This window comes from Alteromonas sp. RKMC-009 (genome assembly GCF_003584565.2).
In the GTDB taxonomy this organism is placed as follows: Bacteria; Pseudomonadota; Gammaproteobacteria; order Enterobacterales; family Alteromonadaceae; genus Alteromonas.
In genome coordinates this window covers 1,139,545-1,154,592 of sequence record NZ_CP031010.1, presented here as the reverse complement: position 1 = coordinate 1,154,592, position 15,048 = coordinate 1,139,545, and the positions used below count along the sequence as shown (strand labels likewise).

The 15,048-nt window shown below is 53.4% G+C and carries 3 protein-coding genes; 1 reads left to right on the top strand and 2 read right to left on the bottom strand.

Translation table 11 applies throughout. The features are described 5' to 3' along the window. Positions 1 to 4: 4 nt before the first annotated feature. Entirely contained in the window at positions 5 to 2,170 is a 2,166-nt protein-coding gene (locus DS731_RS05025) for a type I secretion system permease/ATPase (RefSeq protein WP_232373481.1), read from the bottom strand. Then, positions 2,170 to 4,074, bottom strand: a complete 1,905-nt coding sequence (locus tag DS731_RS05020; protein WP_119500295.1) for a TolC family outer membrane protein — start codon at positions 4,072 to 4,074, stop codon at positions 2,170 to 2,172. Before DS731_RS05020 ends, DS731_RS05025 begins: the two co-directional genes overlap by 1 nt. 241 nt (positions 4,075 to 4,315) lie before the next feature. On the opposite strand from DS731_RS05020, the gene DS731_RS22200 reads away from it, so the two are divergent. Further along, complete coding sequence (locus DS731_RS22200; protein WP_119500294.1) at positions 4,316 to 15,046, top strand: Ig-like domain-containing protein; 10,731 nt, start codon at positions 4,316 to 4,318, stop codon at positions 15,044 to 15,046. The last annotated feature ends 2 nt before the right edge of the window (positions 15,047 to 15,048 follow it).

Here is a 15,048-nt window from a genome sequence, read left to right as displayed (position 1 = left end):
ATCCTTAGCCTTTAACCGCAGCAGCGAGACGTTTAATGACTTCCTGACGGGGACCGTCAACAATGATGTGCCCCTGATCGATAACAATAATGCGGTCGACCAGTGAGAGAAGAGAGTGCCGGTGGGTATTCAGAATTAAGGTTTTCCCTTTCGTTTCTCTGTCCAGCAGTTCCTTTATACGTTGTTCGGCAGTGGCATCCATGGCCGAAGTCGGTTCATCCATCAAAAATAGTGACGGACGACGGATAAGTGCCCGTGCCAGAGCGACAGACTGACGTTTGCCTCCGGACAGTAATTTTCCGCCTTCTCCCACACTGAGATTCAGGCCGTCGGGATGATGGTTAACAAAGTCGGTTAAACCACAGGCATTGAGTATTTCCCAGATAAAGTCTTCGTCGTAGTCTTCCTGAAACACCGTAATATTGTCACGCAGGCTGCCGGTAAACAGGTTGATATCCTGAGGAACATAACCAATCTGATTACGCAGCGTGCTCGGCTCGTATTGCTGTAAATCAATATTATCCAGAGTGATAAGGCCACTGGTCGGCGCATAGGCATGCAGCAATAATTTATGCAGGGTAGTTTTGCCGGAACCATTATTGCCAAGAATAGCTACCCGCTCTCCTGCCTCAATGGTCAGGGACATTCTGCTAATCACATGTGATGGCTGCTCAGGATAAGCAAATGACACTTTATCGAAGTGTAACCTGCCATTGATACGGGTATGCTGCGTCCACTTTTGTTCGGCTTTTGACTCGTCTTCTTTGGCCATCAGATCAGACAGGGTTTCATAGGCAGTTTTGGCATGATGGTATTGCGACAGCAAACTGGCAGCCTGTGACAGCGGTCCCATGGCCCGGGACGACAACAAATACGCCGCAATCAGTCCACCCTGGGTAAGTTCACCGTCCACGATCAGAAAGACACCGACGACAATCATAGACACGCCCACAGTCTGCTGGATCCATAGAGCAGCACTGCTAACCGATGTTCCTGCGATACGTAATTTGGCATTAAGTTTTGCCAGATAAATGGAATGCTGTTCCCATTCATGCTGCACATGATGACCGGCATTAAAAAACTTAACGTCATCGAACATGTTGACTGATTCAGTCACCAGCCCGTTTCTGGCTGAGCCAGCTTCACTTGCACTGCTGGCAAGCCTGGCCATGTTGCGCTGGGCGTAAAGCCCGAAACAAATCAGTAAAAGTCCTCCCACCAGAATTGGCAGTGATAAAAAGCCGTTGATCAGCGCAATAATGACAATAAAAAATACTGCAAAAGGCAGATCGACCAGCGCCACAAGGGTCAGTGAGTTAGTAAATCCGCGGATCGCCTCAAAGGATTGCAGGTTGTTGACAAAGGCACCAGTGGAGGCCGGCTTTTCCTTAAACGAAAAGCCGAGCACTTTTTGCATCAAATTCGCCGTCAGAGTGATATCGATACGACTGGCTGCCAGTTCAACAAAGAAATGCCGCAGCATACGTAATGAAAACTCGGCAAACAGCACCATAGCAGCACCGATAGCCAGTACCCACAACGTTTCCGTCGCCGCGTTTGGCACTACCCTGTCATACACATTCATCACAAACAGTGGCATGGCAAGAGACAGCAGCCCGATGAATATTGAGGCAAGCAATACATCTTTATACAGCGAAACCGCTGAACCTACGGTATGCCAGAGCCAGTGCACACCTTTTTGAGAATTGGATACCGATGCCGGTTTTCCGATGCGCCTGTCCGGACGCAAAAACATAACGAACTGAGTATAGTCCTTCTCAATATCCTCTATATCGACGACTTCAACGGTTTCCGGTGCTTCAGGGAATACCACTTCAGCCTGGCCGGATTCAATCTGACAGGAAACTAAAACGCAGGAACGCTGTTCTGACAACACCAGAATTGCCGGCAATAACGCAGGATTTATTTCAACCAGCTCACGTTTGACCACTTTGCAGTTCAGACCCACCCGGCTGGCAGCGCGGGGCATTACCGATGGTGATAATTCTCCGTTGTCCATTGGCAATCCTGCCATAACCGCATCGGGCACGAGGGTAATGCCGTGGAAATCACAAATTGCTTTCAGGCAGGCCATCAGACAGCCGCCATGGATTGCAGAGGATTCGGCCAGCTTCTCGATTGCGGGGTCAGACAACTTAGGTTGCGCCATTAATTGATGTACTCCGGCGAATCTATTGAAGAGTTAAGTACCACGACAACGGCTTCCACGCGCCGGTTCGCCAGGTTCGCTTCAGGTGAAATGTCATTGATAAGGGGCTTATCTTCACCCAGGCCTATGGCAGAGATCCGTTGCTCATTACTACCGGACTGAACTTTCAGCCAGTCAGCAACGGCATTGGCACGCCGTACAGAGAGCATCATATTGTAGTGAGACTCCCCTTCCAGAGAGGCGTGGCCGTACACAACAACGCCGGCTGCGGGGTCTTTACCGAGCGTATCCAGCATAGGCTCAAGTTTAACGAGGTATTTAGGGTCCAGTTCAGCGGAATCAGCGCCGAAAGGAATCACCACTTCAGATTGATGTTTTACACCAATGATGTCACCGGTGTTTTGCTGCTGAGTTGCGCAACCAAAGTCATCCACTGCGGTATCAAAAGGTGTATCAGGACATTCATCCCACAAGTCGGTAATGCCATCACCGTCTGTATCACGGATCAGAATATTGGTTTCCTGAGACATCACATCGATGGTTTCAGCCGGACAAACGTACATAGGATCGTATACGGCTTCCGACAGACGAATAGCTTCAGTTAAATCAAACTCATCCCGCGTCACCGTAAGGTATTCAGCCAGTTCACCACTACCGGCCATCAAACGTAAAATGGCTTTGTATTGAGTGAAAACAGCTTCGGTGTATGCCCGGCCGGATTCATAGGCTTCGTTCTCTGAGTCCAGTAAATCCAGTAAAGTCCGGTCACCGATTTTGAATTGATCCAGGTAAGCTGTACGCACCCTGCTGGAAGATAGCCGGTGCTCGTTCAGAGCCGGGATCTGTCTGTCCAGATTGCGAATGTCGTTGTAGGCTATCTGCACTGTCTGACGAACATCGCGGCAGGATTTATCCCGCAGATCTTTAGCCTGATCGGTTACTGCCAGCGCAGCACGGATAGACGCCCGGTCTGCACCACCGTTGTAAAGATTGTATGAGAACTGGAGTCCGATTTGCCCTTCGGTCTGGGTGTTATCAAGGCCCGCTTCATCCCGGGACTGAGAACCGTAACTGCCCACCAGATTTAATGTGGGATGATAACGACTCTTGGCAGAATCGATACCGTAATTGGTTGAATTTACGTTGTACCATGACGCCAGAAAACCGGGATTGCGCTTGTAGGCTTCAAGTAAACTCTCTTCCATCGATAACGGGATCTCAGCGTTTATGAGATTGTCTACCGGTTCAAGTTCCGCCGGCGGGCGAAACCCGGTCAATCGCAGGAAGCGGGAAGAAACATCATGCAAGTTCGACTGCTCTGTCATCACGTTAGATTCAGCCAGGTACAGACGTCCGCTGATTTGTTCCAGGTCAGCCCGTCTGGCCACACCGGCAGCAGCACTTTTTTCAATTTGTTTATAAACGTCGACGTGGGTTTTGAGGTTGTCTTCTGCCACCAGTAACAACTCGCGGTAAAGCAATACATCCGAGTAGGCAGTGGCAACTTCTAATGAAATCTGTTCTACCTGATTTAACAGTTCAAGGAATCTGACCTTCTTCGCCGACTCAAGACGCTTTACTTCCGATGAGGTAAAAAAGCCGTCGTAAAGCATCTGGGTAACAGAAATACGGGCTTCATTGGATACGTAACTCTGGTCGAGACCATAGTTCCGGCGCACCAGACTCGAGCTGGCAGTAACATCCACTTTCGGGAGATAGCCCGATCTGGCGATCTTCACATTTTGTTCTGCTTCCAGAAATTCCCGCCACGCTGCCTGTACATCAGGATTTGTGTCAATGGCTTGTTTTACGACTTCTGTCAGGCTCACTGGTGCTGCGCTCACAAGTGAGCCGCCCAGCGAAAAACCTGCTGCCAAACCCACGGCCAAAATTCGAATCAGCATGAATACCCCATTTCCGTTTACCGACAAATATCCATTTTCACTATTAATTCCCTGTAGTTGTAAAAGTAGTCATGAACTTTGAAGCCCGCAAACCGGCAGGAATGAATTTTTATTACGGAAAAAAAAATTAATTTTTAATTGCTATAAAAACAGATATTTAGATTCAGACTGTTCTCTGGTACAGGGTCAAACTTTTCGCGGCGACTAGTTTTAGTGCATCAAACGCAAAAGGTATTGAATTATGTTGAACGTAACTAATGTGTCCGGTGACGTATTTATCCGCCTTCCCAACGGGGATGAATTCCCGGTCTCAGCCGGCGATACGATCCCGTCAGATGCGCAAATCGTTTCAGACAACGGTGGCCAGATCATCACTCAGGAACAGGGAGCCATTGACCTTGCTCCGGGTGCACCGCAACTGGTAGCAGATGTAGAGTCATTTGAAGCATCTGCCTTCGATGATGAATTCGTGGTTTACGACGATTCTCTTGATGACATGCTTGCCATGGTTGACGGTGGTGATGCGGGATTTGACTCCACCGGTTCGCAGGGCGTTCCGGATATTGACGCCCTGCTGAGTGGCGACGGAGACATCCTTGATGCGTTAGAAGAAACTGCGGCCGGTGGCGGCGGTGGTGCCGGTGGCGGCGGTGCGTCATTTGTGCAATTAAGCCGTATTGCCGAAGATGTGGATCCGCTGGCATTTGACTATGAGCCGGCGACGACAGAACCACAGAATATCGAGCAGGATCCTGCCGGTACAGCGACTCAGGACGAATCTACTACACTGGACAACATCACCATCTCCGGTGATTTTCCGCCTGTAGTAGCCGGTGATTCTAATCTGGAACCCGGTACCCCGATTACAATTACAATCATTGATGAGACTGGCGCTGAAACAGCTATTGACGTTGTCGTTGCAGATGACGGCAGTTTCAATGCTACGTTACCGGATACGCTGGAAGACGGTACTTTCGATGTTGTCGTTGAAGCACCGGATCCTCAGAACGGCACAGTTACGGTATCAGAAACATTTTTGGTTGATACCACGCCTCCCACTATCGATGTAAATCCCATCGAGGTTACCAACGATGAGTTTCCCGAAATCAGCGGCACTTCAGATTTGCCTGCAGGCAGCGAAATATCCATCACAATCACTGATGCAGACGGAAACGAGCAAACTATCACTGCCATCGTTCTTGAAGATGGCAGCTTCTCCGCAACACCGGTAGCCCCTCTTGTGGAAGGCGCTTTTGATGTAGCGGTTACCGCCAGCGATGAAGCGGGTAATACGACGTCAGTAAATGCCACCGGTGAAACAGATTTCACTCCACCAGAGCTTACTTTTGAGGTAAATGCTGCTGAAGGAGAAACGCCTGTACTAAGCGGTACGACTGATTTGGCTCAGGGCAGTGTCGTTGAAATTACCGTGACCGGTGCAGATGGCACCAGTCAGACTTTTACTGCTGATGTCCTCGCGGACGGCAGTTTTAATCTGACTTTACCGGACAACTTCGCTGAGGGTGATTACACAGTAGGTGTAACCGCAACGGATGCAGCCGGCAACCAGACTCAGGCTAACGACACCTTCTCTGTAACAGCGGCTGAGTCAGAACCAGCACCGGCAGAAGAGACAGCACCTGACGCACCGGGTGAGACTGGCGAGACAACCACTCCGGGCGAAACCGGCGAGACAACCACTCCGGGCGAAACCGGCGAAACAACCACTCCGGGCGAAACCGGCGAGACCACTACACCGGGCGAAACCGGCGAAACAACTACTCCGGGCGAAACCGGCGAAACGACTACTCCGGGTGAAACCGGCGAGACAACCACTCCGGGCGAAACCGGCGAGACAACCACTCCGGGCGAAACCGGCGAGACAACCACTCCGGGCGAAACCGGCGAGACCACTACTCCGGGTGAAACCGGCGAGACAACCACTCCGGGCGAAACCGGCGAGACAACTACTCCGGGTGAAACCGGTGAGACCACAACTCCGGGTGAAACCGGTGAGACCACAACTCCTGGTGAAACCGGCGAGACCACTACTCCGGGTGAAACCGGAGAAACAACCACTACTCCTGAGGGTGGCGACACAACAACTTCCCCTGAAGGTGGCACCACTACCCCGCCTCCCTCAGAAGGCTCGACAGATGTCGATCCCTCTGAGCCAGTAGAACCATCAGACCCCGTCGATCCTGTTGAGCCAGATACAACAGCGCCTGAACTGACTATCAATCCACCTGATGTAGATTCCGATACTACGCCTGTCATTTCCGGTACAACAGACTTAACAGCCGGGGAGACCGTCACGCTGACTGTCACTGGTTCAGACGGCAATGAACAAACAATTACAGCTACCGTTGAACCTGACGGCACTTTCAGTGCAGAAGTCCCTGCTGAGCTGGCAGAAGGCGGATTCACTGTTGAGGCCACCGCCACTGACGAAGCAGGTAACACAACTACGATTACCGCGACTGGTGGTGAAGTTGACACGACTGCCCCAACGGTCACGCTGGATGCGCAAGGTTCAGGCAACGACACCACGCCGACTATTTCCGGTACCACGGATCTGCCAGCGGGAGAATCTGTAACATTAACCGTGACAGATGCTAACGGTGATGCACAGACTCTGACAGCGACCGTTCAACCAGACGGTACCTTCAGCGCCGATGTGCCTGCAGAAATGGCAGAAGGCGGATTTACTATAGAGGCCACCGCCACTGACGAAGCAGGCAACACAACTACGGTTACCGCGACAGGTGGTGAAGTTGATACCACTGCACCAACAGTCACATTAGACGCTCAGGGCACTGGTAACGACACCACGCCGACTATCTCAGGCACAACCGACCTGCCACCGGGAGAACCTGTGACATTAACAGTGACAGATGCCAACGGCGATGCGCAAACCGTCACCGCAACCGTGCAACCTGACGGCACCTTCAGTGCCGATGTCCCTGCGGAACTGGCAGAAGGTAGCTACACCGTTGAAGCGACGGCCACTGATGATGCAGGCAACTCAACGACTGCAACAGCAACTGGCGGTGAAGTTGATACCACAGCCCCTACGGTCACGCTGGATGCGCAAGGCTCAGGAAATGACACCACGCCGACTATTTCCGGTACCACGGATCTGCCAGCGGGAGAATCTGTAACGTTAACTGTGACCGATGCTAACGGCGATGCGCAAACTGTTACCGCTACCGTGCAACCTGACGGTACGTTCAGTGCCGATGTGCCTGCAGAAATGGCAGAAGGCGGATTTACTGTAGAGGCCGCCGCCACTGACGAAGCAGGCAACACAACAACGGTTACCGCGACAGGTGGTGAAGTTGATACCACTGCACCGACGGTAACATTAGACGCTCAGGGCACAGGCAATGACACCACGCCTACGATTTCTGGTACCACGGATCTGCCAGCCGGTGAATCTGTGACGCTAACCGTGACAGATGCCAACGGCGATGCGCAAACCGTCACCGCAACCGTGCAACCTGACGGCACCTTCAGTGCCGATGTCCCAGCAGAGCTGGCAGAAGGCGGATTTACTGTAGAGGCCACCGCTACTGACGAAGCAGGTAACACAACAACGGTTACCGCGACAGGCGGTGAAGTTGATACCACTGCACCAACAGTCACATTAGACGCCCAAGGGACAGGTAACGACACCACGCCGACTATTTCAGGCACCACGGATCTGCCAGCGGGAGAATCTGTAACATTAACCGTGACAGATGCTAACGGTGATGCACAGACTCTGACAGCGACCGTTCAACCAGACGGTACCTTCAGCGCCGATGTGCCTGCAGAAATGGCAGAAGGCGGATTTACTATAGAGGCCACCGCCACTGACGAAGCAGGCAACACAACTACGGTTACCGCGACAGGTGGTGAAGTTGATACCACTGCACCGACGGTAACATTAGACGCTCAGGGCACTGGTAACGACACCACGCCGACTATCTCAGGCACAACCGACCTGCCACCGGGAGAACCTGTGACATTAACAGTGACAGATGCCAACGGCGATGCGCAAACCGTCACCGCAACCGTGCAACCTGACGGCACCTTCAGTGCCGATGTCCCTGCGGAACTGGCAGAAGGTAGCTACACCGTTGAAGCGACGGCCACTGATGATGCAGGCAACTCAACGACTGCAACAGCAACTGGCGGTGAAGTTGATACCACAGCCCCTACGGTCACGCTGGATGCGCAAGGCTCAGGAAATGACACCACGCCGACTATTTCCGGTACCACGGATCTGCCAGCGGGAGAATCTGTAACGTTAACTGTGACCGATGCTAACGGCGATGCGCAAACTGTTACCGCTACCGTGCAACCTGACGGTACGTTCAGTGCCGATGTGCCTGCAGAAATGGCAGAAGGCGGATTTACTGTAGAGGCCGCCGCCACTGACGAAGCAGGCAACACAACAACGGTTACCGCGACAGGTGGTGAAGTTGATACCACTGCACCGACGGTAACATTAGACGCTCAGGGCACAGGCAATGACACCACGCCTACGATTTCTGGTACCACGGATCTGCCAGCCGGTGAATCTGTGACGCTAACCGTGACCGATGCTAATGGTGACGCGCAAACTGTTACCGCAACCGTACAACCAGACGGTACGTTCAGTGCTGATGTCCCAGCGGAAATGGCAGAAGGTAACTTCACCGTCGATGCGGCAGCCACGGATGCCGCCGGTAATACCGGTACGGCTTCAACCTCAGGTACGGTGGATACCACCGCACCGGCAGTAACACTGGATGCACAAGGCACCGGTAACGACACCACACCGACTATCTCAGGCACAACCGACCTGCCAGCGGGAGAATCTGTGACGTTAACCGTGACAGATGCCAACGGCGATGCGCAAACTGTTACCGCTACCGTGCAACCTGACGGTACGTTCAGTGCCGATGTGCCTGCAGAACTGGCAGAAGGTAGCTACACCGTCGATGCTGCCGCTACCGATGCAGCCGGTAACACCGGTACGGCTTCAACCTCAGGTACCGTGGATACCACCGCACCGACAGTCACACTGGATGCCCAGGGCACAGGCAATGACACCACGCCTACGATTTCCGGTACCACGGATCTGCCAGCGGGCGAATCTGTGACGTTAACCGTGACCGATGCCAACGGTGATGCACAAACAGTAACAGCAACTGTGCAGCCAGACGGTACCTTCAGCGCCGATGTCCCTGCGGAATTGGCAGAAGGTAGCTACACCGTTGAAGCTACGGCCACTGATGAGGCGGGCAACTCCACGACTGCAACAGCAACTGGCGGTGAAGTTGATACCACTGCACCAACTGTCACTCTGGATGCTCAGGGCACAGGTAACGACACCACGCCAACTATTTCAGGCACCACGGATCTGCCAGCGGGAGAATCTGTCACCCTGACCGTGACCGATGCTAACGGTGATGTACAAACAGTAACAGCAACCGTACAACCAGACGGTACGTTCAGCGCCGATGTGCCTGCTGGGTTAGCAGAAGGTAACTTCACTGTTGATGCTGCCGCCACGGATGCCGCCGGTAATACCGGTACGGCTTCAACGTCTGGTACAGTGGATACCACTGCACCGACAGTCACACTGGATGCACAAGGTACAGGTAACGACACTACCCCGACTATTTCTGGTACCACCGATTTGCCAGCCGGTGAATCTGTGACGTTAACCGTGACCGATGCCAACGGTGATGCACAAACAGTAACAGCAACCGTACAACCAGACGGTACGTTCAGTGCCGATGTCCCTGCGGAACTAGCTGAAGGTAGCTATACCGTTGAAGCGACGGCCACTGATGAAGCCGGTAATTCCACGACTGCAACAGCAACTGGCGGTGAAGTTGATACGACTGCGCCAACGGTCACGCTGGATGCGCAGGGCACCGGTAACGACACCACACCAACTATTTCCGGCACCACCGATCTGCCAGCGGGCGAATCAGTGACGTTAACAGTCACTGATGCCAATGGTGATGCGCAAACTGTTACCGCAACCGTACAACCAGACGGTACGTTCAGTGCCGATGTTCCTGCTGGGTTAGCAGAAGGTAACTTCACCGTCGATGCTGCCGCTACCGATGCAGCCGGTAACACCGGTACGGCTTCAACCAGTGGCAATATCGATACCACTGCCCCAACGGTCACGCTGGATCCCCAGGGCACAGGCAATGACACCACACCGACCATTTCCGGTACAACCGACCTGCCAGCCGGTGAATCCGTCACCCTTACCGTGACCGATGCCAACGGCGATGCACAAACTGTTACCGCAACTGTACAACCTGACGGTACGTTCAGCGCCGATGTCCCTGCGGAAATGGCAGAAGGTAACTTCACCGTTGATGCTGCCGCTACAGACGCAGCCGGTAACACCGGTACGGCTTCGACCTCAGGTACGGTGGATACCACTGCACCGACAGTCACGCTGGATGCACAAGGTACAGGTAACGACACTACCCCGACTATTTCAGGCACCACCGATCTGCCAGCGGGCGAATCAGTGACGTTAACAGTCACCGATGCCAACGGCGATGCGCAAACCGTTACCGCTGCTGTGCAGCCAGACGGCACTTTCAGCGCCGATGTCCCTGCAGAAATGGCAGAAGGTAACTTCACCGTTGATGCGGCCGCTACCGATGCAGCCGGTAACACCGGCACGGCTTCAACGTCAGGTACGGTGGATACAACCGCACCGACAGTCACATTGGACGCTCAGGGCACAGGTAACGACACCACGCCCACCATTTCAGGTACCACCGATCTGCCAGCGGGCGAATCTGTCACCCTGACCGTGACCGATGCTAACGGTGATGCACAAACAGTAACAGCAACTGTGCAACCTGATGGCACGTTCAGCGCCGATGTGCCAGCAGAAATGGCAGAAGGTAACTTCACGGTTGATGCTGCCGCGACCGACGCAGTCGGTAACACCGGGACGGCTTCAACCAGCGGTAATATCGATACCACTGCACCAGTAGTCACACTGGATGCTGAAGGTCTCGGTAATGATGCTACGCCAACAATCTCCGGCACCACGGATCTGACGCCGGGTGAGGCTGTGACATTAACCGTCACTGATGCCAACGGTGATGTACAAACGTTCACTGCAACAGTTCAGCCTGATGGCACGTTCAGTGCAGATGTGCCTGCAAACATGGCCGATGGCAACTACACAGTTGATGCATCTGCTACGGATGCCGCGGGGAATACAGGTAGTGCTTCAACAAGTGGAGAGGTGGATACCACAGCTCCTACAGGAAACATTGTTGTTACCACAACCTATGATGATGCAACCCCCATGATCACCGGTACGTTGGATATTCCTGAAGGTGATATCGTTACACTTGTGATCACCGATGCTGCCGGAAATGAGCAAACTCTTACTGTTCCTGTAGCCGCAGATGGTTCATTCAGTGTTGAAGTTCCCACCGATCTGGCTGAAGGTGAGTTCACGGTTCAGGCATCGGCTACCGATGATGCTGGTAATACTGCTACGGCAACGCTCACTTCAACTATTGATATGGCCGCACCGAGCTTAATCATCGATCCTATTGATATCACCAATGACAACTCTCCGACAGTTACAGGCAGTACGGATGTAGGTGTAGGCACTATTGTCCTGTTAACCGTGACCGATTCAGATGGCGTTGAATACAATCTGTCTGCAGTTGTTCAGGCTGATGGAAGCTGGAGCTCAGATCTCCCCGTTCTGCCCGACGGCTCTGTCACCGTCGAGGCGCAGGTTCTGGACGATTCAGGCAATATCGTGAACGTAAGTGCAGCGGGCACAATCGATACAGCCGATCCGGGCATCACGCTGGACACGTTTGTCGATACAAACGATGTGCAGCCTACGATCTCCGGTACTTCAGATGAGCTGGGCGCCAACGTTGAAATCGTGCTTGTAGACGGTTTGGGTGTTGAACAAACCCTCTCTGCCACGGTTCAGCCTGATGGCACCTGGTCTGTTAACGTACCATCAGATCTCAATGAAGGATTACTGACAATCGACGCATCGGTCATGGATGATGCGGGCAACGTTGCAACTGTCAGCACCTCCGGCCTGATCGATTTAACCTTGCCGGTACTCAACGTTAACCCGGTTACAGACCTTGGTAGCGACACCCCGTTGATTTCAGGTACCTCTGACGAAATCGGCGCACTGGTTACCATCGACATTACTGACGGTAACGGTGATACCCAGAGCTTCAATGCGACGGTACTGGGCGACGGTACCTGGTCGGCCAATGTACCCATGGCGATTTCAGAAGGCTTGCTGGATGTCAACGTGTCGGTACTGGATGCGGCAGGTAATGTGGCCACGGTGAATACCTCCGGCCTGATTGACCTGACACTGCCAATTCTGAACGTGAATGCCATTACTGATCTGGCCAGCGACACCCCGTTGATTTCAGGTACCTCTGACGAAATCGGCGCACTGGTAACCATCGACATTACTGACGGTAACGGTGATACCCAGAGCTTCAACGCCACAGTTCTCGGTGATGGCACCTGGGCTGCCAACGTGCCCATGGCGATTTCAGAAGGCTTGCTGGATGTGAACGTGTCGGTGCTGGATGCCGCAGGCAATGTGGCCACGGTGAATACCTCCGGCCTGATTGACCTTACGCTGCCAGTGCTGAATATCAACCCGATCACCGATCTGGCCAGCGACACGCCACTCATCAGCGGTACCTCTGACGAAATCGGTGCCCTGGTAACCATCGATATCACTGACGGTAACGGTGATACCCAGAGCTTCAACGCCACAGTTCTCGGTGATGGCACCTGGGCTGCCAACGTGCCCATGGCGATTTCAGAAGGCTTGCTGGATGTGAACGTGTCGGTGCTGGATGCCGCAGGCAATGTGGCCACGGTGAATACCTCCGGCCTGATTGACCTGACGTTGCCAATCCTGAACATCAACCCGATCACCGATCTGGCCAGTGACACCCCGTTGATTTCAGGTACCTCTGACGAAATCGGCGGTATCGTAACCATCGATATCACGGATGGTAACGGTGATACCCAAAGCTTCAACGCCACAGTTCTCGGTGACGGTACCTGGTCCGCCAACGTACCCATGGCGATTTCAGAAGGCTTGCTGGATGTGAACGTGTCGGTACTGGATGCAGCAGGTAATGTTGCTACGGTGAACACCTCCGGCCTGATTGACCTGACGTTGCCAATCCTGAACATCAACCCGATCACTGATCTGGCAAGCGACACGCCGTTGATTTCAGGTACCTCTGACGAAATCGGCGCACTGGTAACCATCGATATCACAGACGGAAACGGTGATACCCAGAGCTTCAATGCGACAGTTCTCGGCGACGGCACCTGGGCAGCCAACGTACCTGTGGCGATTTCAGAAGGCTTGCTGGATGTGAACGTGTCGGTACTGGATGCGGCAGGCAATGTGGCCACGGTGAATACCTCCGGCCTGATTGACCTGACGTTGCCAATCCTGAACATCAACCCGATCACCGATCTGGCCAGTGACACACCGCTTATCAGCGGTACGTCTGACGAAATCGGCGCACTGGTTACCATCGACATTACTGACGGCAACGGCGACACGCAGAGCTTCAACGCGACAGTTCTCGGCGACGGTACCTGGTCTGCCAACGTGCCTATGGCAATTTCAGAAGGCTTGCTGGATGTGAACGTGTCGGTACTGGATGCCGCGGGCAATGTGGCCACGGTGAATACCTCCGGCCTGATTGACCTGACGTTGCCAATCCTGAATATCAACCCGATCACCGATCTGGCCAGCGACACGCCACTCATCAGCGGTACGTCTGACGAAATCGGTGCCCTGGTTACCATCGACATTACAGACGGTAACGGCGATACCCAGAGCTTCAACGCGACAGTATTGGGCGACGGTACCTGGTCTGCCAACGTGCCCATGGCAATTTCAGAAGGCTTACTGGATGTGAACGTGTCGGTACTGGATGCAGCAGGTAATGTGGCTACGGTGAACACCTCCGGCCTGATTGACCTGACGTTGCCAATCCTGAACATCAACCCGATCACCGATCTGGCCAGTGACACCCCGTTGATTTCCGGTACTGCTGACGAAATCGGCGCTCTTGTCAGTATTGCTGTGACGGATGGTAATGGCGATACCCAGAGCTTCAACGCCACAGTACTCGGTGACGGCACCTGGTCCGCGACTGTGCCAACCGCCATTTCAGAGGGCTTGCTGGATGTGAATGTGTCGGTGCTGGATGATGCCGGAAACCTGGCAACCGTCAGCACGTCAGGGTTAATTGACTTAACCCTGCCAATACTGACCGTTGATGCAATTGGTTTCACTAACGATTTAACACCAACCATCTCTGGTACATCTGATGAAATCGGCGCGACGGTGACCATTGAAACAGAAGATGCGCTGGGCGCAACCCAGTCGCTGACAACGACGGTAGCCGGTGACGGCTCATACACGCTGGATATCCCCGCCGATGTGGCGGAAGGTATTCTGAATGTAAATGTGTCAGTGCTGGATGTGGCCGGTAACCTCAGTCAGGTAGCTCTGAGTGGCGAAGTCGACGTGACCCCGCCGTCACTCAATGTGACCCACGTACCTACAATTACTGAACCGTTTATCTCCGGAACTGCCGATCCGGAACTGGAAGGTCTGGCCGTCAATGTAGATTTGACTGCCAACATTCTGGGAATTGAGCAAACTGTGTCAGTAACCGTAACTATTGCTGAAGATGGTACCTGGACATACGGACCGTTCCTCGATTTGGGTGTAGGCCCGATATCGTTATCGGCATCTGTTACCGATGCTGCCGGAAACGTAACCACTGTGAATGAAGGAGGAAGTCTGTCACTACTCGAAGGCTTCCTGAGTGGTCCAAGCTCTGACTCCGGCGACTCGGGTGATTCGGGTTCACTGATTTCTCTGAACCTTGGCCCGTTAAGTATCGATATCTGAGG

Excerpts from the sequence above, each read along its gene's own strand:
- DS731_RS05025 (WP_232373481.1), bottom strand. The coding sequence starts at position 2,170 with ATGGCGCAACCTAAGTTGTCTGACCCCGCAATCGAGAAGCTGGCCGAA.
- DS731_RS05020 (WP_119500295.1), bottom strand. The coding sequence starts at position 4,074 with ATGCTGATTCGAATTTTGGCCGTGGGTTTGGCAGCAGGTTTTTCGCTG.
- DS731_RS22200 (WP_119500294.1), top strand. The coding sequence starts at position 4,316 with ATGTTGAACGTAACTAATGTGTCCGGTGACGTATTTATCCGCCTTCCC.